We start from the raw sequence: 21,394 nt of genomic DNA, 5'->3' as shown, positions 1-21,394 counted from the left end.
TTACTTCGTCAGGCCTTTGCCCTCGAGCCATTTCTGGATCAGGGCGGCGACCTCGAGGTTGTTCTTGTCCATCATCACCATATGCGAATTGCCCTTGATGCCGGCCTGCGGGAGATCGACGATGTCGACACTGCCGCCGGCCGCTTTGATCGCGTCCGCAAAGGCGATGCCGTTGGCGCGAATCTTGGGCCAGCGGGAATCGCGCTCGATATAGTCGCCGTAGATGATGAGGGTCGGGATGTTCTTCAGCACATCCGCCTTGGCGGGATCGCCGATGCCTGCCGGCTCGATCGCAATCAGCGCCTTGACCTTGTCTGGTCGGGCTTGCGCGACCTTGAAACCGAAGGTGCCGGCCTGGCTGTGGAACAGGAGCACCGAGGGGCCGACGCGATCGATCTCGGCGATATAGGCGGCGATGGTCGCATCGTCGGTCGTGGTCCAGCGCGGTACGTTCTGCTTGACGAAATTCTCGTAACCCTCGACGGGGAACTGGTTGCCCGGCAACAATTTTCGCTTGGCTGGATCGGGATCGTAGGAATTCGGCCCATCACCGATGCGGAAACGCTCGAACGGATTGGCCGTGGTCAGGAAGACCGGCTCGCTCTTGAAAATATCTGGGTATTGCGCCCAGCCCGCGCGTCCGCGCTCTACCGCATCGGAGTTATAGACCGCCCACCCCTTGCGTAGAAAATAATTCAGCCAGCCTTCGCGTCCATCGGGCGTGGTCTCGTAGGTGACGCCGGTCAATCCGCCGCCGTGCCACATCAGCAAAGGATAGGCACCCTTCTCGTTTGCCGGCAGGAAATACTGCACGTACATCTGCTCGACCTGATACGTGCCGTTGGGATCGACCTTGGCCGGCACTCCGCCGGGCGCGAACACGACCTCCCTCACCGGCTTGCCCGAGATTTCGACAAGACGGCCACCGACATGGAACGAACCCATGTCTCGTAGCGTGATCGGCTCGGCCGCATGGGCGTGGCCGACGATCAGCAGCGCCGCTATCGCAGAAATCGCAATGCGTGACATGGTTCCTCCCTCGTCTTTTCTTCGTCCTAGTTCTTCGCGTGGCGCGCCGCTTCGTGTCCTGCAATCCGCCCGAACACGCTGCCGATGGTCATGCCCATGCCAGCGGCATAGCCCTTCCCGAGCACATTGCCGGCCATGATCTCGCCGGCAGCGAACATGTTGGCCGACGGCTTGCCGTCAGCCATCAGCATGCGCGCTTCCCTGGTCACGCGCGTGCCGAGATAGGTGAAGGTGATGCCGGGCCGCACCGGATAGGCGAGGTAAGGCGGCGTCTCGATCCGCCGCGCCCAGTGCGTCTTCGGCGGCGTGATGCCTTCGGTGCGGCAGTCGTCCAGAATGGTGTGGTCGAAGGTGCCGGGCTGCACCGCGGCGTTGAACTCGGTGATGGTCTTTTCCAGTGCGGCCGGATCGATCTCGAGCTTGGCGGCGAGCTCAGCCACGGTCTGCCCTGCGATCGGCGGAAACAGCGTCGGCATGAAGCTCGTGACCACCGTGGAATCGAAGATGATGTAGGCGATCTGGTCGGGCTGCGCGGCCACCAGCCGGCCCCAGATCGCGTAGCGCTTCGGCCAGATGTCCTCGCCCTCGTCATAGAAACGCTGCGCGTGCTTGTTGACGACGATGCCGAACACGACCGAGTCGTGGCGCGTGATGATGCCACCGTCGAATTTCGGCGCGCGAGCGTCGATCGCGACCGCATGGCACTGGGTGGGATCGCCGACCTCCTGCACGCCCTTGTCGAGCAGCATCTTCAGGATTGAGCCGCGGTTATAGGGCGTGCCGCGGATCAGGAAATTGTCGGCGGCCTCGCCCCAATATTGCTTCAGCCATTCGATGTTGGCCTCGAACCCGCCGGCGGCGGCGACCAACGACGTCGCGCGGATCTCGGTGTTGCCCTTGATCGGCCGTTTGAGGCGGGCGGCGAGGAACATGCCGTCCTCGATCACGAGGTCGGTGACCTCGGCGTCGTATTCGACCTCGACGCCGAGCTTCTCGGCGGTGAGATAAAGTGCGTTCAACATCGCGCGGCCGCCACCGAGAAAGAAGGAGTTGGTGCGACCGAGGCTCAGCGTGCCGCCGAGTGAGGGCTGCCAGCGCACGCCCTGCTCCACGATCCAGTTCAAAATGTCCTTGGACTCACGGATCATGTGCCGGGCGAGCACCTCGTCGGTCTGCCCGCCGGTGACGCGCAGGAGATCCTCCCAGAACTCTTCCTCGGTGTAGGGGCCGGTCAGGATTTCGGTCGCTTCGTCATGGGCGCAGCGCATGTTGCGGGTGTGGCGCGTGTTGCCGCCGCGATAGAATTTTGGCGCGCCTTCGAGCACCAGCACCGACGCCCCACCGCGTCGCGCGCTGATCGCCGCACAGAGCGCAGCGTTGCCGCCGCCGATCACCAGCACATCGTATTTGCTGCTCATGCCGTCTGCCCGATGCGACGAAGTTGGAGACATTCTGCCCGCCGGCGGCCCCCGGTCAGATCCGGGGCCATTGCGCACCTTTGTATACAAAGATATACAGACGTGCAGCAAGCGCCACCGCTGCATGGGCAGGATGCGCGAGCCCACGAGGATGGATGGCAAGACGCCCGACAAAGGCAGGCGGCTCGATCGCGCGCGGCGGCGACGTGGCGCTCGGCGAAGCCGTGTTCCGCTCACTCTGCGAGGCGCTGCAGGCCGGCAGCTACCGCGCGGGCGACCGCCTGCGCGAGGAAGAGGTCGCCCAGCGGCTGAAGGTCAGCCGTACGCCGGTGCGGGAAGCTCTGGGGCGGCTCGCGGCACGCGGGTTCGTCGAACCTGCCGGCGGCCGCGGCCTGATCGTACGCAACCTCGACATCTCGGAGGTGCTCGAGCTCTACGCCATGCGCGAGATCATGGAGGGCGCCGCTGCCCGACTTGCGGCCGAGCACGCCTCGACGCCCGAAATCGATGCACTCCGAGATATCGAGCAGACTTTTGTCGAAGCGTCCGAGACCAACCCGGCCGAGATGGCAGGAGAAATGGCAAGGCTCAACCGCGCCTTCCACGAAGCGATCTGCCGCGCCGCGCGCAACCGCTATCTCGACAACGCTTCGCGGGAATTGCAGGACTGGATCGCGCTGCTCGGTCCGACCACCTTCACGGTAACAGGCCGTCCCTCGACCAGCCACAGCGAGCACCAGGCCATCATCGACGCAATCGCGGTTCGCGACGGCGGCCAAGCGGAGCAGCTCGCGCGTGCACACATCCGCGAAGCGCTACGCTGTCGGCTGAAGCTGTTGCAAAAGCAGTAGCAGAGCGCGCGCTCAGGCGACCAGTTCTGCGACGATCGCCTTCAACACGTCCCGCACATCGCCCGGACTGAGCCGCACTTGCAGTCCGCGCTGACCGCCATTGACGTACACGCAATGATGCGCGACCGCGCTCTGCTCGATCACGGTGCGCACGGGCTTCCGCTGCCCGAATGGGCTGATGCCGCCAACCTTGTAGCCGGTGAGGCGCTCGGCCTCCGGCGGCTTCATCATCTGCGCCGACTTGCCGCTGAAAGCAGCGGCGAGCTTCTTCATCGAGACTTCCTGGTCGGATGGCACGATCACGCAGACCGGCTTGCCATCGATCAGCGCCATCAGCGTCTTCAACACACGCGCGGGGTCTTCGCCAAGCGCAGCAGCCGCCTGGAGGCCGATGCTCTCGGCATCGGGATCATAGTCGTACGCGTGGACGGTGAAGGCAACCTTTGCGGCTGTGAGCGCGCGTGTGGCTGGGGTGGCTTTGGACATGGATCAGGTTTATCACCGTCATTGCGAGGAGCGAAGCGACGAAGCAATCCAGAATCTTGCCGCGGAGGCAGTCTGGATTGCTTCGCTTCGCTCGCAATGACGGCGCGTCCTACTCCGCCGCGTCCCGCAACTCGGCGCGCTCGGCTCTCGCCGCGCAGAACTTGAACTCCGGGATCTTGCCGAACGGATCGAGCGCCGGATTTGTCAACAAATTCGCCGCCGCTTCCGCGTAGCAGAACGGCATGAACACCATATTCTCGGGAACGTCGCGGTCGGACCGGACCTTGACCTCGACCGCGCCGCGGCGGGTCTCGAGCCGGATGAAATCGCCCGGCGCGAGCTTCTTCCTGTGCATGTCCTTCGGCGACATGAACGCGACCGCCTCGGGCTCGATCTGGTCGAGCACCTGCGCGCGGCGGGTCATGGAGCCGGTGTGCCAGTGCTCGAGCACGCGGCCGGTCGAGAGCACCATCGGATATTCGGCGTCGGGGATCTCGTCCGGCGGGATGACGTGAGCCGGCACGATCTTGCCGCGGCCGCTCGCGGTCGGAAATCCCGTGGTGAAGATGATCTCGTTGCCGGGCACGTCGGGACCGTCGACCGGATAGGTCACCGCGCCCTCGCGGACCAGCCGCTCCCAGGTGATGTTCTTCAGCGACGGCATCAGTTCTGCCATCTCGGTGAAGACATCGCCGGGACCGGCATAATTCCACGGCAGGCCCATGCGCTTGCCGATCTCCTGGATGATCCAGAGATCCTGCCGCGCATCGCCCGGCGGCTTGATCACCTGGCGTGCGAGCTGCACGCGGCGATCGGTGTTGGTGAACGAGCCTTCCTTTTCGGCAAACGCCGAGGCCGGCAGGATGACGTCGGCGTGGAACGCGGTCTCGGTGACGAAGAGATCCTGCACAACGAGATGATCGAGCATGGCCAGCGCCTGGCGCGCATGCTGGAGATCGGGGTCGGACATCGCGGGGTTCTCACCCTCGATATACATGCCCTTGATCTCGCCGGCATGGATCGCATTCATGATCTCGACCACGGTCAGGCCGCGCACGGGATCGAGATCCTGGCCCCACAGCTTCTCGAAGGCACCGCGCATGTCGTCGCGGCCGACCGGCTGATAGTCCGGCAGGAACATCGGGATCAGACCGGCATCGGAAGCGCCCTGAACGTTGTTCTGGCCGCGCAGCGGATGCAGGCCGGTGCCGGGGCGGCCGACCTGGCCGGTGATCAGCGCCAGCGCAATCAGGCAGCGCGCATTGTCGGTGCCGTGGACATGCTGGCTGATGCCCATGCCCCAGAAGATGATCGACGATTTTGCCCGCGCATACGTTCGCGCGACCTCACGCAGGGTCTGCGCCGGGACGCCACAGATCGGCTCCATCTTCTCCGGCGTGAACTCCTTGATCTTCTCCTTGAGGTCCTCGAACCCCTCGGTGTAGCCGGCGATGTACTGATCGTCGGTCAGCCCTTCGGTGATGATCGTGTGGATCATCGCGTTCAGCATGGCGACATCGGAGCCCGGCTTGAACTGCAGATGCTTGGTCGCATGGCGCGACAGCGTCTGCCGGCGCGGGTCCATGACGAACAGCTTTGCGCCGTTCTGCTTGACCGCATTCTTGATGAAGGTCGCGGCGACAGGATGATTCACGGTCGGGTTTGCGCCGATCACGATGATCACCTCGGCGTCCATCGCGGCCGAGAACGGCGCCGACACCGCGCCCGAGCTCAGGCCTTCGAACAGCGCCGCGACCGACGACGCGTGGCACAGACGTGTGCAATGGTCGACGTTGTTCGAACCGAAGCCGGTGCGCACCAGCTTCTGGAACAGATAGGCCTCCTCGTTGGAGCCCTTCGCCGAGCCGAAACCGGCAAGCGCCTTCACGCCCTTCTCGTCGCGAATCTTGACGAGGCCCTTGGCCGCGATGTCGAGCGCTTCTTCCCAGCTCGCTTCGCGGAAATGCGTGAACGGATTGGCCGGATCGACCTGGTCGTTGGAATCCTTCTTCACGTTAGGCAGCCGCACCAGCGGCTTGGTCAGCCGATGCGGATGGTGGATGTAGTCGAAGCCGAAGCGGCCCTTGACGCAAAGCCGGTTGCGATTGGCCGGGCCGTCACGGCCCTCGGCATAGATCACCTTCTCGTCCTTGACCTCATAGGTCACCTGGCAGCCGACGCCGCAGAACGGGCAAAGCGAATCCACCTTCTTGTCGGCATAGGTGACGCGGGTCTGCTTCTCGTCCAGCATCACCGCCGGCATCAACGCCCCGGTCGGACAGGCCTGCACGCATTCGCCGCAGGCGACGCAGGTGGACTCGCCCATAGGATCGTCGAAGTCGAACACGATTTTCGAGCCATGACTGCGATAGGCCATGCCGATGACGTCGTTGACCTGGACCTCGCGGCAGGCGCGCACACACAGGCCGCACTGGATGCAGGCGTCGAGATTGACGCGCATTGCCGGATGGCTGGCATCGGTCGCCCAACGCTCGGCGGCGGGGAAGCGGCTCTCGGTGACCCCCGTGGTTTCGGCCCAATGCCAGAATTTGGAGTCCGGATCGTGCGAGGTCTCGCGCGCCGGCTGATCGGCGACCAACAGCTCCATGACCATTTTTTGCGCGGAAACAGCGCGCGCGCTCTCGGTCTTCACCTTCATGCCGACCGATGGCGTGCGCTTGCAGGACGCCGCGAGCACACGCTCGCCTTCGATCTCGACCATGCAGGCGCGGCAGTTGCCGTCGGGGCGATAGTCCGGCGCCGGCGAATAGCACAGATGCGGAATCTCGCGACCCTGGCGTTTTGCGACCTGCCAGATCGTCTCGCCTGCATTGGCCTCGACCTGCTTGCCGTCGAGCTCGAACGTAATCTTCGTCATTCGGCCGCTTCCTTGAACTCGTCAGGGAAATATTTGATCACAGTGGACAGCGGATTCGATGCCGCCTGTCCAAGCCCGCAGATCGAGGCATCGCGCATCGCCTGGCTCAATTCGTCCAGGAGAGCGCGGTTCCAGACCGGTTGCTGCATCAGAGCCGCGGCCTTCTGGGTTCCGACGCGACACGGCGTGCACTGGCCGCAGCTCTCGTCCTCGAAGAACTTCATCAGGTTCAACGCAGCCGCGCGCACGCTGTCCTTCTGCGACAGGATCACGATCGCGGCAGAGCCGATGAAGCAGCCGTATTTTTCAAGCGTGCCGAAATCGAGCGGGATATCGTCCATCGCCGCCGGCAGGATGCCGCCGGATGCGCCGCCCGGCAGGTACGCATAGAACTGTTGGCCGTCGGCCATGCCGCCGCAATATTCGTCGATCAGCTCGCGCACGGTAATGCCAGCAGGCGCGAGCTTCATGCCCGGATTCTTGACGCGGCCCGAGACCGAGAAACTGCGCAGACCGTGCCGCTCATGGCGGCCGTGGCCCTTCCACCAATCGGCACCCTTCTCGACGATGTCACGCACCCACCACAAGGTCTCGATGTTGTTGATCAACGTCGGCAGGCCGAACAGGCCGACCTGGAATGGATAAGGCGGCTTGTGCCTGGGCAGGCCCCGCTTGCCCTCTATGCTCTCGAGCAGCGAGGATTCCTCGCCGCAAATATAGGCGCCGGCGCCGCGGCGCATATGCAGCGTCGGACCGCCCGGCGGGAGCTTTGAAATCTCGCGCTCGAGGATTTCGCGCGACGCCGGATATTCGTCGCGCAGGTAGATGTAGATATCCGAGGCCTGCACCACATGGGCGCCGATCAGCATGCCCTCGAGGAAGCGGTGCGGATCGCTTTCGAGATAGACGCGATCCTTGAACGTGCCGGGCTCGCCTTCGTCGCCGTTGATTGCCATCAGGCGCGGGCCGGGTTCACCAAGTACCGCCCGCCATTTGCGCCCCGTCGGGAATCCGGCGCCGCCGAGACCGCGCAACGAGGCGTCGTCGAGCGCCTTCAGCAGGTCGTCGGTCGCTAGCTCGCCCGAGCGCAGGCGATTGAGCAGCTTGTAGCCGCCGTCGGCGACATAGGCGTCATAGCCGATATATTTGGGCAGATGCGCGTGGGTGTCGCCAGCCTTCGCCGCCGCCATGACATCGGCGACCGTCGCGTGGTCAACAAAGTTGTGTCCGACTTCCGCGGCAGGCGCCGTATCACAACGACCGACGCAGGGCGCACGCACCACGCGGATGCCGGGACCGGACGCATCTTGCAACTCGGCAAGCAGCTTCTCTCCGCCGAGCATCGCGCAGGTCAGCGAATCGCAGACGCGGATCGTCAGCGGTGCGATATCGGGCTCACCTTCCTTCACCACGTCGAAATGTGCGTAGAAGGTTGCGGTCTCGAACACTTCGGCGAAGGCAAGCTTCATCTCGTCGGCGAGCGCGGCGAGATGCGCGGCCGAGATCTGGCGGTACTTGTCCTGGATCAGATGCAGATATTCGATCAAGAGATCGCGACGTCGCGGCCTGTCGCCGAGCAGTTGCGCGATTTCATGCGCGGCGGTGGGATCGACCTGCCGTCCCTTGGGCGTGGACTTGGCGCGTTTCCGTCCCTGACCCGGATGCTCGAATTCTCTGACCTTGTGAACGTCGTCGTTGCTGCTCATGGAGACGTCGCGTTCTCTTCAAATGCGTGATGAGTTTAGGCCGGATCGCCAAGCGATGCGCCTTCGTTTCCTGATTCGATCAGCGGAACCACCAGTTCCCGAGTCCCGCCGACCAAGCCAAATTCGACGCAACTCTAATCTCTGGTATGCCAGATGCAAGACAATTTAGAGCGTCTCTAGAGTGATTTAGGAGGCAGGCGGTCGCCCGCCATGCCCTTTACGCAAGCGTCGGAGGGAACCCGATCTCAGGTCTTGCTCATGCACTCTTCGATGTAGAACCAGCGGTCATCGCCGGCGAGGCCTTTGGCTTTCACGTCGGCGCGACAGGCCTTGAGCTTCGGCTTGTTGGCCGCCCACTTCGCCTTCATGTCTTTTAGCTTCTGCATCGTGAGCTTCATCTTGCCAGGCTTGGCTTCGGTCGTTGCAGCAGGCGCCGCCGGTGTCGTTGCCGTCTGCGCGGATGCGGCATGAAGGCCAGCGACGACCAACACGGCCGCAAGGCAAATTCGAAGGCAAGTTCGGTTGCGAATCATTTCAATCCCCTAAGTCCCATTCTTGATGATGTCTGAAAGGCCAACGAAACGGGACGCCTGATGAGCATCCCGCTTCCGTCTCGACGGCGGTCAGAAGATCTTGACCGCGCTCTCTAATGTCTTCCAAACACCCCAAAGCAGGGGGACGCCGACGAAGGCCCAGAACATCGCCGCCTTGGCGTCGAGCCCGCCAAAACCGATGCCGTAGGAGCCGTGCGGCCCCGCGGCGGCGGCGTTGGCGCTTGCAGCCTGCAACTTGGCGACATCGGCCTCCTTCATGTGCCACTTCGAATCGACCGGCTTGATCAGATAGTTGCAGATCAAACCTGCGATCAGCATCGCACAGAGGATGTACATCGTCGTGTTGTAGAGCTGATCGCGCGGCACGCCGGCCGCGAGCTGGAACTCGCGGATGTAGTTGACGACGACGGGGCCGATGATGCCCGCGGTGGACCACGCCGTCAGCAGCCGGCCATGGATGGCGCCGACGAACTGGGTTCCGAACATATCGGCGAGGTAGGCCGGCACGGTGGCGAAGCCGCCGCCATACATCGACAGGATGATGCCGAAGCCAAGCACGAACAGGAGCTTCGAACCCATCGCCGCAAAAGTCGGCGCCAGCGCGTAAAGCACGATGCCGAGGATGAAGAACGTATAGTAGGTGTTCTTGCGACCGATCTTGTCCGACAGCGATGCCCAGAAGAAGCGGCCGCCGATGTTGAACAGCGACAGCAATCCGGCGAAGCCCGCGGCGATCGCGGCGATCTGCGCCTTCTGCCCCGCATCGAGCGCGTTGAAGCCGACGTTAGGCAGGCCGATCAACTTGCCGGCGAATATCTCCTGGAGCATCGGCGAGGCCATGCCGATCACGCCGATGCCGGCCGACACGTTCAGGCACAGCACCCACCAGATCAGCCAGAACTGCGGCGTCTTGTGCGCGTCGTTGAGATGGACGTTGGCCTTCGAGATCATCGCATTGGCCTTCGACGGCGCGGTCCAGCCCTCGGGCTGCCAGCCGGGCGGCGGCAAGCGATAGCGGAACGCGCCGATCATCATGAACACGAAGTAGATGACGCCCATCGTGACGAAGGTCTCCCAGACGCCGACCGAGGTCGGAGTCTTGAAGTAGTTCATCAAGAGGTTCGCCAGCGGCGCGCCGATCATGGCGCCGCCGCCGAAGCCCATGATGGCCATGCCGGTCGCCATGCCGCGGCGGTCCGGAAACCATTTCACCAGCGTCGACACCGGCGAGATGTAGCCAAGGCCGAGACCGATGCCGCCGATCACGCCCGAACCCAGCCACAACAGCCAGAGCTGATGGGTGTAAACCCCGATCGCACCGAGGAAGAGGCCGCCGCACCAGCACAGCGCCGAGACGAAGCCGGCCTTGCGCGGGCCTACGCGCTCCAGCCAGCCGCCCCAGACCGCAGCCGCGATACCGAGCAGCACGAAAAACAGCGTGTACATCCACCCCATGCTGGCGACCTTCCAGTCGCAGCTGGTCGTGAACAGCTCCTGAAACAGCGACATCTCTGCGCACGCCTTCGGCGCGGTCACTCCGATCGCGCGCGACAGCGGCAGCCAGAACACCGAGAAGCCGTAGGCCATGCCGATGCAGAGATGGATGCAAAGCGCAGCCGGCGGCACCAGCCAGCGGTTGAACCCGGCGGTCGCGATGGTCCGCTCGCGATCCAGAAAACCTGCGCCGGCACCCGAAAGTGTTCCAGCGCTCTCGATGGTAGACATGCATTCCTCCCCTAAAGCCGCCCTTCTGAGCGGCCTGCCACGACGGTCCTGTTCCTCAGCCTGCAGCGCAGCCTTTGTCCCTGCTGCTCCGCACAATGATCGACGCGCGCCAGGATCGTCACGCGCATCCGAGACGTTAAACCCCTAACCTTGGGGGCTATGCCCGACACCACGGCCGGGCTTCTTTCGATGGCCCATTTGCTCCGCATATCGCAGGCAAGACTCGACCTCCGCGTCTCGGCGGAGGAACTCAATTGGGGCAGAAGTGGTGATCGATGTCGATAGACAAAAGGTAGGTATCAACCGAGTGACCGCCGGCTAAGTGGGCGGCGCACCATTGATATTTTCTATCGATCGATTGGCCTTCTCAATCAAGAACACGATACGCGCCTCGCTGCGCTCGGTGATCTCCACCATGTCGCCGGTCTCCCGGATCAGGTTTGGAATGTCAATCACCGACAGGGGATCGGTGCAGTACACTTCGAGCTGATCTCCCGGCTGCAACGGCTTCAGCGCTTTGCGCGTCTTCAGGGCAGGCAGCGGGCATTTCAGTCCGGTGAGATCGAGCGTCGTTCTGGTCATCGGCGCAACATGGCGGGAGGGGCCAATGGCGTCAACGCCAAGACAAGGTCCAGATTCAGAGCAAGTCGGCATAGGACAAGAAACCCACGCTCTGCCCGGGCTCGACGCGCGTGACCTCCTCATCGAGCTCGATGAGGCCGTCGGTGTCGACCAGCGAGGACAACAGCCCTGCCCCCTCGCGTGGAAACTTGATTGCCTCGAGTGCGCCGTCCTGCATGCGCCGCAAGGAGGCGCGAACATATTCGCGACGCCCCACCTTCTTCTTGTAGGTGAATGCCGCGCGCACCGGAATCGGCAACAGCGGCGCCGGCAGGCTGCCCGCAAGCGCCAGCACCGTCGGCCGCACCACATGCACGAAGGTGACGAAACTCGCGACGGGATTGCCGGGCAATCCGATCAGCGGCGTGCCCTCGATGATGCCCATCGCCACAGGCCGTCCCGGCTTGATCGCCATCCGCCACAACACCAGCGAGCCGATGCTCTCGACCGCCGCCTTGACGTGATCCTCCTCCCCGGTCGAGACGCCGCCGGTGGTGAGGATCAGATCGTGGCTGCCTGCTACCCGCTTCAGGCCATCCGCAAGCGAAGTGCGTTCGTCGCGCAAGATGCCGAGATCACTGACGTCGCAGCCGAGCCGGCGCAGCATCGCCATCAGCATGAAGCGGTTGGAGTCGAACAGCTGCGAGGCTGCGCGCGGCTCGCCGGGCGAGGCCAGTTCGTCACCGGTCGAGAACACCGCGACACGGACGCGCCTGACGACGTCGAGCCTGAGAAGGCCGAACGCGGCCGCGAGCGCGACATGCTGCGGCAGCAAGCGCTGTCCTGCGCGCAGCGCGATATGGCCCTGGGGAATGTCCTCTCCCGCAGGGCGGACATTCGCGCCCGGCTTGAGCCCTGGCGGCAGCACAATTCGGCCGGCATCATCGACCTGCACGTCTTCCTGCATGAAGACGGTTTCGGCATCCGGCGGCATCGGCGCGCCGGTGAAGATGCGCGCGGTGTGGCCGGCCTTGATCGGCGCCAGTGCCAGACCGCCGGCCTGGATGCGGCCGTCGAGCGGGAGTGCCCGCTCGACGCTGTCCGGAAGATCTGCGTTGCGCACGGCGTAGCCGTCAACAGCGGAATTGGTGAAGGGCGGCAACGGAAGCGGCGCCGCGATATCGCGGGCCAGCACCCGCCCATCTGCATCAATGAGCGCCACGGTTTCGAGATCAACAATCGCGTTGACGCGCGTCGTGATCAGGCCAACGGCCTCGTCGACCGACATCATCGGTCCGCCGAAGGCAAAACAATCGTCCGACAGTTGAGCCATGGTGCCTCGTCAGCGCATCGCAGCGCTTTTCGCGACCGCTTCCTCGACTGGCATCGCGGCGCGCAGCAGCAATTCCGCGGCTGCAGCGATATCGTCGAGATGGACGGTCGGCAGTCTGGTTTCAATGGCGACGTCGGCCGCGATCCCGAAAATTCCTGGATCATCGGGAAACAGCAACGGCTTGTCGTTGGCGGCGCGATGCACCTCGATCTTGCGATGCGGCTCGCGCTTGAAACCCTCGACCACGACGAGATCGACCGCCGACAATTTGCTCATAAGTTCCGGCAGACGCGGCTCTGCCGCCCCGCGCAACTCGTGCATCAGCGCCCAGCGATTTGACGAAGCAACCAGCACCTCGGCCGCGCCGGCCTCGCGATGGCGCCAGGAATCCTTGCCGGGCACGTCGACGTCGAACTGGTGATGCGCATGCTTGATGACCGAGACGCGCAAGCCAAGCGCATTGAAATGCGGGATCAGCCGCGTCAACAGCGTGGTCTTGCCCGCACCGCTCCAGCCCGCAAGGCCGATGACTTTCATTCCAGCTCCGTCTCCGCGAGCGACCCGGTCCTTGATGGAACCACTCTCTCCTCCGTCATTGCGAGCGCAGCGAAGCAATCCAGGAATGCATCCACGGCGGCAGCTTGGATTGCTTCGCTTCGCTCGCAATGACGAATAGGCGGCATTTCGTTCTCTCGCTAGCATGCTTATATCGGCTTGACCCGAATGTCATGCTAACGTCGCGGCCATGATGAAAATCGACAAAGCCCCAGTGCCCCTGATCGTCCCTGATACCGACGACCCGCGTCTCACCGAGAGCGTGACCGGGACCGACCAGTCCGGCGCCAGGATCGAGATCAAGGTGCCGGTGGAGCGCCCCCTGACGCTCTACCTGAATTCGCAGGAGATCGTCACCATGATGACGATCGGCGACTATCCGGAATATCTGGCGCTGGGCTATTTACTCAACCAGAACATGCTGAAGTATAATGACGCGGTCACCGAGGTCGAATACGACGACGACCTCCAGGTGGTGGTGGTGCGCACCGAGCACCACACCAATTTCGAAGCCAAGCTGAAGAAGCGCACGCAGACATCGGGCTGCGCACAGGGCACGGCCTTCGGCGATCTGCTGGAGGCGGTCGAGAGCGTGGCGTTGCCGAAAGCGGAGCTGCGTACCTCCTGGCTGTACCAGATGACCCAGACCATCAACACCATGCCCTCGCTCTATCTGGAGGCTGGTGCGATCCACGGCTGCGTGCTGTGCAGGGAGGGCGAGCCGCTCTGCTACACCGAGGATGTCGGCCGTCACAACGCCGTCGACAAGATCGCGGGCTGGATGTACCGCCACGGCGTCGATGCATCCGACAAGATCCTCTACACCACGGGACGGCTCACCTCCGAGATGGTGATCAAGACGGTCCGCATGGGAATTCCGATTTTGGTGTCGCGCTCCGGCTTCACCGCCTGGGGCGTCGATCTCGCCCGGCAGGTGGGCTTGACGCTGGTCGGACGCGCGCGCGGTAAGCGGTTCATCGCGCTGTCGGGGGAAGAGCGCATCGTCTACGACCAGAACCTCGCTTATGTCGAGGAGGAATCGGCCAAGCACAAGCGCAAGGGTGAAGGTGGTGACGATTAGCTGTCCGACCACGCAAGGCGTGCTGCTCGCCGGCGGCCTCGCGCGGCGCATGGGCGGCGGCGACAAGCCGATGCGCACCATTGGCGGTCGCACCATCCTGGAACGCGTGATCGCGCGCCTATCACCCCAATGCAGCGGGCTGATCCTCAATGCCAACGGCGATCCCGCCCGCTTCGCCACGTTCGGTTTGCAGGTCGTCGCCGACGACGTGCCCGACTTTCCCGGTCCGCTCGCCGGCATCCTTGCCGCGCTCGACTGGACCGCGGCGAACCGGCCTGAGGTGGAATGGGTGCTCAGTGCCGCCGGCGACTGCCCATTCCTGCCGCGCGATCTGGTCGCGCGCTTGCATGAAGAACGCATCGCGGCGAATGCCGAGCTCGCCGTCGCAGCGTCAGGCGACCAATCGCATCCGGTGATCGGCTTGTGGCGCGTTGGCTTGCGCGACGAACTGCGTCACGCTCTGGTGGTCGAAGACCTCCGCAAGATAGATCGCTGGACCGCGCGTTATCCGCTCGCGACCGTAACATGGCCGACCGAGCCGCTCGATCCGTTCTTCAATGCCAACACGGTCGAGGATATCGCGGAAGCCGAACGGCTGGCCGCACTGGATGCGGCGTATTAATCAAGCGCTACGCCGGTCGGAATCCGGCCCGCTCCAGCGCGGCGCGCGCTTCGTCCGAACTGAGTGCAGCGAGAAAGGCCTGCACTGCCGGCCGCTGCTTGCGCGCCGTCACCAGCGCGAAGTCATAATGCTCCTCCGCGAGCGGAATGAAACCGAGGCCGACCGCATGGGCGACCGGCGCAATGGTCATGCCCCAGTCGGCGCGATGCTGTGCGACCGCTGCGGCCACCGCGTTGTGCGAGCGCGGCTGGTTCCAATAGCCGTCCGGGCGCGCACCACCGAGCAACCGGTCGATCAGGATGCGCGTGCCGGCGCCCTGGTTGCGGTTGACCATGATGCAGGAGGGATCCGCGAGCGCCGCGGCGACGGCGTCCTTCGCGCTGTGGCCTTCGAAACGCTTGTCGCCCTTGCGGAACACGATGCCCTGCATCCGCCGCCAGCCCGGCACGAGCTCGAGCCCTTCAACGAGGTAAGGCGTATTGTAGGCTTCGCTCTTGTCATCGAACAGATGGATCGGCGCAAGATCGCATTCGCCGCGCCGTGCCGCCGCAAGTCCGCCGAGACTGCCGACCGCAATCGAGCGCACGGTCAGGCCGGCATGCGCGAGTTGCGCCGTGACGAGATCGAGGCCAGTGCAATGGCTGCCCACGATGACGAGATCGGGCACCCGCACATGCGGCGTGAACAGCGTCACCTCGGCCTCGGTCCCGGCCGGCATTTGGTCGGCGAGCGCGTCGATGCGCAGAAAACCGTCGGCCTGCGCGAATGAAGTGATCGCACCGGACCCCTTGCCGGAGGGAAAGGCGATCAAGCCGTCCTTGCCTTCGACCAGCGAGACCATGACGAATTCGGTGCGGCCGAGCTCGGAAGCAATGCGCACCGGCACGGTTGCGCTCACCTTGGCATCGGAGCGCGGGGGCAGTCCGGCCATTTTGCGCAGCACCGGCACGATCATGTCGTGGAAGGTGAACATCGCCGAGGTCGGAAATCCCGGCAGGATCACCACCGGCTTGCCGTCGCACACCGCAAGGCACAGCGGCTTGCCGGGCTTGAGCGCAATGCCATGCGCAATGATGCCGGGCTGACCGAGCCGGCCGATGATGCGATGGGACAGGTCGCCCGCGCCTTTCGACGTGCCGCCGGAGAGCACCAGCATGTCGGCGTCCGCGAGCGCACGTCGCATGGCGGCTTCGAGCTGAACTTCGTCGTCGGGAATGGCACCGAGGAAAACCGCCTCTCCGCCGTTCTCGTCGATCGCAGCAGTGACGATCGCGCCGTTGGTGTCGTAGATCGCAGCAGGCGCGAGCACCGCGCCGGGCTGAACCAGTTCGTCACCGGTGGAGATCACGGCAACACGAGGTTTGCGCACGACGCTCACCTCGGCAAGACCGCAAGCCGCCAGCATGCCGACCTCGCGCGAGCCGATGATCGTGCCGGCGCGCAGCAGCGCCTCGCCGCGCGCGATATCGGATCCTGCGTAGGATACGAATTGCCCGGGCGAGGCCGCGCGACGGACGTCGATCGCCCCCGATCCTGCCGGCTGGGTATGCTCGACCATGACCACGGCATCGGCACCGCGCGGCAGCGGACCGCCGGTGGCAATCGGCGTTGCCGTTCCCGCGGCGACTTGCAGCGCCGGTACGATGCCGCAGTGAATGGTCTCGCCATTCAGCCCGAGGCGAACCGCCGCGCCTTCGCCGGCTGTTGCAAGGTCCGCTGAGCGCACCGCAAAGCCGTCGACATTGGAACGGTCGAACGGCGGCACGTCGATTGGCGCAGTGATGTCTTCAGCGAGCGACGCGCCGAGCGCAGCACCGAGTTTGCGCGTTTCACTCGGAAGCGCGCGCGGAAACAGCGCGGCCTCGAAGCGAGCCAGGGCCTCCTCGCGGGAAAGGATTTTGAGGAACTGCTCCTGCTCGAGCGCGCTGCGGACTTGCGATTGCGGGATCATGGTCATGCTAAACCCATATCATTCCCGAATCAGATAGGCATCGACCGGCGCGCCCGCTGCAAATCCCTCGTGGTTGGCGGGAACAAGCAGCCATGCATCTGCACGGGCAATTGCCTGGAGCGGCCATTCTCCTACCGCAAGCGGCACCCAGGCATGATGTTCCTCGGCCAGCAGGACCATTTCGGCGATCCCGACGCTTGATGCAATTTTTCGCGCGAGCGGCAAGGCTATCTGTCGGCGCGGCAGCCGCGTCGATAGCCGGTCGAGGAGCGGCAGCACGAGCGCAAGCCAGACCGCAAGCCCGTGATCCGGCGATCCGGGCAAGGCGACGACAGGAATGGTTCCGAGCCGCCCGATTGCGGCGGTGCGTCCGGGCTGGAGCGCAAGACCATGGGCGATCACATGACCATGCCGAGCCAGCGCCGTGACGGCTGCATCCTTGCGACCGAGACCGCTGCCGCCGATCGTCAGCAGGAGATCGCAGGTGGGCGCGCCGAACGCCCCCGCAATCGATCCCGCGTCTCGCGCGCCGGCCTCGTGCGTTTGCACATCCAGTCCTGCGGCGCGTGCGATGTCCGCAATCAGATGCATGGTCCCCGTTGCGCCTGGTACATTGATAATGCGCAGCCGCGGACGGCGCACGCTCAGTCGGTCCAGTCCGGCGGCGCGCGCCAGCAGCGGAGCGCCAGGACCGATCGGATACCCCTCTGCCGCGGCAGGCGTGCGTCCGTCGATGTCACTTCCAGCGCGCCTGACGCCTTGCCCTGGCACGCTCTCCGCCAACACCTGGACTAGCGGACCAGATACCTCGACTGCGTCGGCATCGAGCACACAGTCGCATCCGGCCGGCATCGCGTCGCCGGCGTCGACCCAAGGGGGCGCTGTTGCGAGAGGCAGCGGTGAATAGGAGGACGCGCCGACCAGATCATTGGCGCATAGCGCCCAGCCGTCGGCGGCAGCGACGTCACGGGACGGTCGGGCCGCGAGCAGCGGATTGCCGGCCGCGATGCAGCCGGCCGCTTCGCTCAGCGGCAACTCCACCGCCGCGACCGGATCAAGCCCCGTCAGCAACGCGGCGAGCGCGGCGTCGAGCGGCGTCAGCGATGGCGGCAGGCGCTGGGTCATGCGTCATGATGGACCACGCATCGCCCGGTTTGGCAACCGCTGGCGATACGAACGTCAGCCGCCCGACTTGTCCGCATTGGGGAAGAACAGTTGTTGTCCGTCGACCTTGTATCCGGCGATCGCCGCCTGCCCGTCGGGCGAGATCAGCCAGTGGACGAAATCCTGCCCCAGCTCCTTCTTCACGTTCGGAAACTTCGCGGGGTTCACCAGCATCACGCCGTACTGATTGAGCAGCCGCTTGTCGCCTTCGACGACGATGTCGAGATCGCCGCGCTCCCGAAAAGCGATCCAGCTGCCGCGGTCGGACAGCACATAGGCGTTCGCCGTGCGCGCTGCGTCGAGGGCGGAGGCCATGCCCTGCTTGGCTTCGCGATACCAGCCGCCCTTGTTGCGGGCGATGTCGATGCCGGCGACGATCCAGAGCGCGAGCTCCGCGGCGTGCGTGCCCGAGCGGTCGCCGCGCGTCACGAACGGCACGCCCTTGGCCTCGATCGCCTTCAGCGCGGTCGCGATGTCCTTGCCCTTCACGCCGGCGGGATCGCTCTTCGGCCCGATCAGCACATAGTCGTTGTACATCACATCGAAGCGCTTCACCGCAAAACCGTCGGCAACGAATTTCTCCTCCTGCGGCCGTGCATGCATCAGCACGACATCGACTTCGCCCCTTCGTGCCCCGTCGAGCACCTCGTCGGCGCGCCGCGCGATCACCGTCACCTCGATGCCGGTCTTCTCACGGAAGATCGGCAGCAGATAGTCGAGCAAGCCTGACTCCTGCGTCGCTGTGGTCGTGGCCATGACGATGGCGCGGTCCTCCGCGGATGACGCCGCAACGCTCGCGGCGAGGCCGCAGAGAAGCGCGAGTGCAATGGAGAGGCGGCGGACGGCCATGATCGGGTTCCCACTGGCTATGACGCGATCATGATGATGATCGATTGCGCCGCACTCGTGACGCGTTTGCTCGTTGTGCCCGCCGTGTCGGGAAATTCCGGCAATGCGGCGCGCGCGACTGCCGCAAGATCCGCCCCACGCGAGCGATTCAGGATCGTTCACCAAAGCAGAGATCGCGCGTGGGGATGTGTTGCAAAGCAGCGAGATGATCGGGCATGGTCGTGGCGGACAAAACTTGAAATGCAGATTCCACCTGCGTCGAGCACCAAAAGAAGCAAGAATTTGCATAGGAATGCAGGATGGAATTCCTGACGACCAGCGAAGCCGCCGACTATCTTCGGCTCGGCGAACGCAAGCTTTACGAACTCGTCACCACCGGTGCGATCCCCTGCACCAAGGTAACCGGAAAGTGGCTCTTCCCGCGGCACGAGCTCGACCTCTGGGTGCTGTCCGGACTGGCGCGTCCGGCCGGCATGCTGATCGCGGAGCCGCCGCCGGTCGTCGGCGGCAGCCAGGACGAGCTTCTGGATTGGAGTCTGCGCGAATCCGGCTCGGGCCTGGGATCGATGAGCGAGGGCAGCGCGCGCGGGCTCGAGCGGTTGCAGCGGGACGAGGTGCTGGCCGTGGCCATGCACTTCCACAGCCTCGATGCCGACGGCAATCTCGCCGCCGACGCCAATGCGACGGTCCTGCGAGACGCTCCGGACCTGCATGATGCATTGCTGGTCGCGTTCGTGCGCCGCGAGCAGGGTCTCGTGCTGCCGCCGGGCAATCCCAAGCGGCTGCGCGGCCTTTCCGACGTGCTCGCGCTCGGGGCCAGAATGGCGATGCGGCAACAGGGCACGGGCGCGCAGATGCTGCTCGATGTGCTGCTCAAGCGCGCCGGCGCCTCGACCCGCGATTTGCGCCGGATCGAGACCCCGGCCCTGACCGGGCCGGATCTCGCCGAGATCGTCCGCGCGGGACAAGCCGATTGCGGCATCGCGACGCGTGCGTCCGCGCGCTCGGCCGGCCTCGATTTCGTGCCGCTGGTCTGGGAGAACTTTGACCTCGCGATGCGGCAGCGCAGCTATTTCCGCCCCGCCATGCAGGGCCTGATCCGGTTCCTCAGCGAAAAGCGGTTGCTCCAGCGCGCCGCGGAGCTGACCGGCTACGATCCCTCGCCGGCCGGACAAATCCGCTTCGCCGGCTGACGTTGACGCCCGCCCCCAAATAGTTGCAAAAGAAACCAATTCAGCCGGGCCATACCCGGGGCACACCGGCCAACGCGCCGGATCAGGGGAGGACGAGCATGAAGCCAACGAGATTTGGACTGCCGGTTGCTGCCGGCTTTGCAACGACGTTCCTGGCGGCGACGCTGATGCCCGGCGCCGCAATGGCGCAGGTGTCCGACGAAATCGTCAAGATCGGCGTGCTCACCGACATGAACGGTCCGGCCTCGGCACCGACCGGCCAGGGCTCGGTGACGGCGGCGCAGATGGCGATCGACGATTTCGGCGGCACCGTGCTCGGCAAGCCGATCAGCATCGTCGTCGGCGACCACCAGCTCAAGGCCGACATCGGCGGCGCGATTGCACGGCGCTGGTACGACGTCGACCAGGTCGACCTGATCGTCGACGTGCCGGTCTCCGCGGTCGGCCTCGCGGTGCAGAACATGGCCAACGAGAAGAAGCGGCTGTTCATCACCCACTCCACCGGCACCGCGGATTTCCACGGCAAGTTCTGTTCGCCTTACGCGATCCAGTGGGTGTTCGACACCCGCGCGCTCGCGGTCGGCACCGCGGACGCGGTCGTCAAGCGCGGCGGCGACAGCTGGTTCTTCATCACCGACGACTACGCCTTCGGCCATTCGCTGGAGCGCGACGCCTCCGCGGTCGTGACCGCCAATGGCGGCAAGGTGCTGGGCTCGGTGAAGCCACCCTTGGCAACGCCCGACCTCTCCTCGTTCGTGCTGCAGGCGCAGGCCTCCAAGGCCAAGATCATCGGCATCGCCGCCGGTCCGCCCAACAACATGAACGAGATCAAGACCGGCTCCGAGTTCGGCGTGTTCAAGGGCGGCCAGCAGATGGCCGCGCTGCTGGCGCTGATCACCGACATTCACGGCCTGGGCCTGCAGGCCGCGCAAGGGCTGTTGCTGACGACCTCGTTCTATTGGGATCTGGACGACAAGACGCGAGAATGGTCGAAGCGCTACTTCGCCAAGATGAACAAGATGCCGTCGATGTGGCAGGCCGGCGTCTATTCGAGCGTGATGCACTATCTCAACGCCATCAAGGAGACCGGCACCGACGATCCGCTCAAGGTCGCGGCCAAGATGCGGGAAAAGCCGATCGAGGATTTCTTCGCCCGCAACGGCCGCTTACGCGAGGACAATCTGATGGTGCACGACCTCTGGCTGGTGCAGGTGAAGACGCCGGAGGAGAGCAAATATCCGTGGGACTATTACAAGATCCTCACGACGATCTCGGGCGACAAGGCGTTTGGCCCGCCGGACCCGGCGTGCGCGATGGTGAAGAAGTGAGGGTGTAGCGAAGCCGCGCTGACGGTGTACCCTCTCCCCTTGCGGGAGAGGGTGGCTGCGCGTAGCGCAGCCGGGTGAGGGGTTGTCTCCGCTCGACCAGCTCTCGCGGA

18 protein-coding genes are annotated in these 21,394 nt (G+C 64.6%); 5 read left to right on the top strand and 13 right to left on the bottom strand.

Going from position 1 to position 21,394, the window contains the following annotated elements; genetic code table 11:
* Together AC0L3S_RS26370 and tcuA are read right to left on the bottom strand one after the other, a co-directional pair.
* Window positions 1–1,029, bottom strand: coding sequence for an alpha/beta hydrolase (locus AC0L3S_RS26370; RefSeq protein ID WP_473282255.1), 1,029 nt, complete (start codon window positions 1,027–1,029; stop codon window positions 1–3).
* Between the two features lie 26 nt (window positions 1,030–1,055).
* A complete protein-coding gene (gene tcuA, locus AC0L3S_RS26365; protein ID WP_473282253.1) occupies window positions 1,056–2,447 on the bottom strand; it encodes an FAD-dependent tricarballylate dehydrogenase TcuA in 1,392 nt (463 codons plus the stop codon).
* A 155-nt stretch (window positions 2,448–2,602) separates the two neighbouring features.
* Between tcuA and AC0L3S_RS26360 the strand changes: the two genes are divergently transcribed.
* On the top strand, window positions 2,603–3,298 hold the full coding sequence (locus AC0L3S_RS26360; protein WP_473282251.1) for a GntR family transcriptional regulator: 696 nt from the start codon (window positions 2,603–2,605) through the stop codon (window positions 3,296–3,298).
* 12 nt (window positions 3,299–3,310) lie between these two features.
* Here AC0L3S_RS26360 and ybaK read toward each other — a convergent pair whose 3' ends face one another.
* The 8 genes from ybaK to mobB form a co-directional block, all read right to left on the bottom strand.
* Complete coding sequence (gene ybaK / locus AC0L3S_RS26355) at window positions 3,311–3,784, bottom strand: Cys-tRNA(Pro) deacylase (protein ID WP_473282249.1); 474 nt, start codon at window positions 3,782–3,784, stop codon at window positions 3,311–3,313.
* 109 nt (window positions 3,785–3,893) lie between these two features.
* Window positions 3,894–6,662: a formate dehydrogenase subunit alpha gene (gene fdhF / locus AC0L3S_RS26350; protein WP_473282247.1), complete on the bottom strand. Its 2,769-nt coding sequence runs from the start codon at window positions 6,660–6,662 to the stop codon at window positions 3,894–3,896.
* Window positions 6,659–8,368, bottom strand: a complete 1,710-nt coding sequence (locus AC0L3S_RS26345) for an NADH-ubiquinone oxidoreductase-F iron-sulfur binding region domain-containing protein (protein WP_473282245.1) — start codon at window positions 8,366–8,368, stop codon at window positions 6,659–6,661. Before AC0L3S_RS26345 ends, fdhF begins: the two co-directional genes overlap by 4 nt.
* 245 nt (window positions 8,369–8,613) lie before the next feature.
* Window positions 8,614–8,901 (bottom strand): hypothetical protein, encoded by a 288-nt coding sequence (locus tag AC0L3S_RS26340; RefSeq protein WP_473263297.1) that lies wholly within the window; start codon window positions 8,899–8,901, stop codon window positions 8,614–8,616.
* A 90-nt stretch (window positions 8,902–8,991) separates the two neighbouring features.
* Window positions 8,992–10,647, bottom strand: a complete 1,656-nt coding sequence (locus tag AC0L3S_RS26335; RefSeq protein WP_473263298.1) for an OFA family MFS transporter — start codon at window positions 10,645–10,647, stop codon at window positions 8,992–8,994.
* 318 nt (window positions 10,648–10,965) lie between these two features.
* Window positions 10,966–11,229: a sulfurtransferase TusA family protein gene (locus AC0L3S_RS26330; protein ID WP_473282243.1), complete on the bottom strand. Its 264-nt coding sequence runs from the start codon at window positions 11,227–11,229 to the stop codon at window positions 10,966–10,968.
* Window positions 11,230–11,284: 55 nt separating this feature from the next.
* Entirely contained in the window at window positions 11,285–12,541 is a 1,257-nt protein-coding gene (locus AC0L3S_RS26325; protein WP_473282241.1) for a molybdopterin molybdotransferase MoeA, read from the bottom strand.
* Between the two features lie 9 nt (window positions 12,542–12,550).
* Window positions 12,551–13,078, bottom strand: coding sequence for a molybdopterin-guanine dinucleotide biosynthesis protein B (gene mobB / locus AC0L3S_RS26320; RefSeq protein WP_473263301.1), 528 nt, complete (start codon window positions 13,076–13,078; stop codon window positions 12,551–12,553).
* 208 nt (window positions 13,079–13,286) lie between these two features.
* Here mobB and fdhD point away from each other — a divergent pair, with 208 nt between their 5' ends.
* Together fdhD and mobA are read left to right on the top strand one after the other, a co-directional pair.
* The gene (gene fdhD, locus AC0L3S_RS26315) at window positions 13,287–14,177 is read left to right on the top strand and encodes a formate dehydrogenase accessory sulfurtransferase FdhD (RefSeq protein WP_018456157.1); all 891 of its coding nucleotides are present in this window, start codon (window positions 13,287–13,289) and stop codon (window positions 14,175–14,177) included.
* On the top strand, window positions 14,122–14,799 hold the full coding sequence (gene mobA, locus AC0L3S_RS26310) for a molybdenum cofactor guanylyltransferase MobA (protein WP_473282239.1): 678 nt from the start codon (window positions 14,122–14,124) through the stop codon (window positions 14,797–14,799). The genes fdhD and mobA overlap by 56 nt, the downstream gene beginning before the upstream one ends.
* A gap of 7 nt (window positions 14,800–14,806) precedes the next feature.
* On the opposite strand, the gene AC0L3S_RS26305 is transcribed toward mobA, so the two are convergent.
* From AC0L3S_RS26305 to AC0L3S_RS26295, 3 genes are read right to left on the bottom strand one after another with little or no spacing between them, the layout of a single operon-like run.
* Entirely contained in the window at window positions 14,807–16,756 is a 1,950-nt protein-coding gene (locus AC0L3S_RS26305; RefSeq protein ID WP_473263304.1) for a molybdopterin biosynthesis protein, read from the bottom strand.
* Between the two features lie 12 nt (window positions 16,757–16,768).
* On the bottom strand, window positions 16,769–17,875 hold the full coding sequence (locus AC0L3S_RS26300; RefSeq protein ID WP_473282237.1) for a molybdopterin-binding protein: 1,107 nt from the start codon (window positions 17,873–17,875) through the stop codon (window positions 16,769–16,771).
* Between the two features lie 54 nt (window positions 17,876–17,929).
* Window positions 17,930–18,763, bottom strand: coding sequence for an ABC transporter substrate-binding protein (locus AC0L3S_RS26295; RefSeq protein ID WP_473263306.1), 834 nt, complete (start codon window positions 18,761–18,763; stop codon window positions 17,930–17,932).
* Window positions 18,764–19,062: 299 nt separating this feature from the next.
* Here AC0L3S_RS26295 and AC0L3S_RS26290 point away from each other — a divergent pair, with 299 nt between their 5' ends.
* Window positions 19,063–19,956 carry a substrate-binding domain-containing protein gene (locus AC0L3S_RS26290; protein WP_473263307.1) on the top strand — a complete coding sequence of 298 codons (894 nt, stop codon included), beginning with the start codon at window positions 19,063–19,065 and terminating at the stop codon, window positions 19,954–19,956.
* 98 nt (window positions 19,957–20,054) lie between these two features.
* Window positions 20,055–21,284 carry an ABC transporter substrate-binding protein gene (locus AC0L3S_RS26285; RefSeq protein ID WP_473282235.1) on the top strand — a complete coding sequence of 410 codons (1,230 nt, stop codon included), beginning with the start codon at window positions 20,055–20,057 and terminating at the stop codon, window positions 21,282–21,284.
* The last annotated feature ends 110 nt before the right edge of the window (window positions 21,285–21,394 follow it).

It is taken from the genome of Bradyrhizobium sp. Ken01 (genome assembly GCF_055807355.1).
Note: the sequence above shows the minus strand (reverse complement) of the source record. Positions and strands in the feature narration are given on the sequence as shown.

What these genes read in the sequence shown, in the direction of transcription:
- AC0L3S_RS26335 (WP_473263298.1), bottom strand. Translation starts at nt 10,647, where the DNA reads ATGTCTACCATCGAGAGCGCTGGAACACTTTCGGGTGCCGGCGCAGGT.
- fdhF (WP_473282247.1), bottom strand. Translation starts at nt 6,662, where the DNA reads ATGACGAAGATTACGTTCGAGCTCGACGGCAAGCAGGTCGAGGCCAAT.
- AC0L3S_RS26360 (WP_473282251.1), top strand. Translation starts at nt 2,603, where the DNA reads ATGGCAAGACGCCCGACAAAGGCAGGCGGCTCGATCGCGCGCGGCGGC.
- mobB (WP_473263301.1), bottom strand. Translation starts at nt 13,078, where the DNA reads ATGAAAGTCATCGGCCTTGCGGGCTGGAGCGGTGCGGGCAAGACCACG.
- AC0L3S_RS26345 (WP_473282245.1), bottom strand. Translation starts at nt 8,368, where the DNA reads ATGAGCAGCAACGACGACGTTCACAAGGTCAGAGAATTCGAGCATCCG.
- AC0L3S_RS26370 (WP_473282255.1), bottom strand. Translation starts at nt 1,029, where the DNA reads ATGTCACGCATTGCGATTTCTGCGATAGCGGCGCTGCTGATCGTCGGC.
- mobA (WP_473282239.1), top strand. Translation starts at nt 14,122, where the DNA reads ATGTCGAGGAGGAATCGGCCAAGCACAAGCGCAAGGGTGAAGGTGGTG.
- AC0L3S_RS26325 (WP_473282241.1), bottom strand. Translation starts at nt 12,541, where the DNA reads ATGGCTCAACTGTCGGACGATTGTTTTGCCTTCGGCGGACCGATGATG.
- AC0L3S_RS26330 (WP_473282243.1), bottom strand. Translation starts at nt 11,229, where the DNA reads ATGACCAGAACGACGCTCGATCTCACCGGACTGAAATGCCCGCTGCCT.
- AC0L3S_RS26305 (WP_473263304.1), bottom strand. Translation starts at nt 16,756, where the DNA reads ATGACCATGATCCCGCAATCGCAAGTCCGCAGCGCGCTCGAGCAGGAG.
- AC0L3S_RS26295 (WP_473263306.1), bottom strand. Translation starts at nt 18,763, where the DNA reads ATGGCCGTCCGCCGCCTCTCCATTGCACTCGCGCTTCTCTGCGGCCTC.
- AC0L3S_RS26285 (WP_473282235.1), top strand. Translation starts at nt 20,055, where the DNA reads ATGAAGCCAACGAGATTTGGACTGCCGGTTGCTGCCGGCTTTGCAACG.
- tcuA (WP_473282253.1), bottom strand. Translation starts at nt 2,447, where the DNA reads ATGAGCAGCAAATACGATGTGCTGGTGATCGGCGGCGGCAACGCTGCG.
- ybaK (WP_473282249.1), bottom strand. Translation starts at nt 3,784, where the DNA reads ATGTCCAAAGCCACCCCAGCCACACGCGCGCTCACAGCCGCAAAGGTT.
- AC0L3S_RS26300 (WP_473282237.1), bottom strand. Translation starts at nt 17,875, where the DNA reads ATGACCCAGCGCCTGCCGCCATCGCTGACGCCGCTCGACGCCGCGCTC.
- fdhD (WP_018456157.1), top strand. Translation starts at nt 13,287, where the DNA reads ATGATGAAAATCGACAAAGCCCCAGTGCCCCTGATCGTCCCTGATACC.
- AC0L3S_RS26340 (WP_473263297.1), bottom strand. Translation starts at nt 8,901, where the DNA reads ATGATTCGCAACCGAACTTGCCTTCGAATTTGCCTTGCGGCCGTGTTG.
- AC0L3S_RS26290 (WP_473263307.1), top strand. Translation starts at nt 19,063, where the DNA reads ATGGAATTCCTGACGACCAGCGAAGCCGCCGACTATCTTCGGCTCGGC.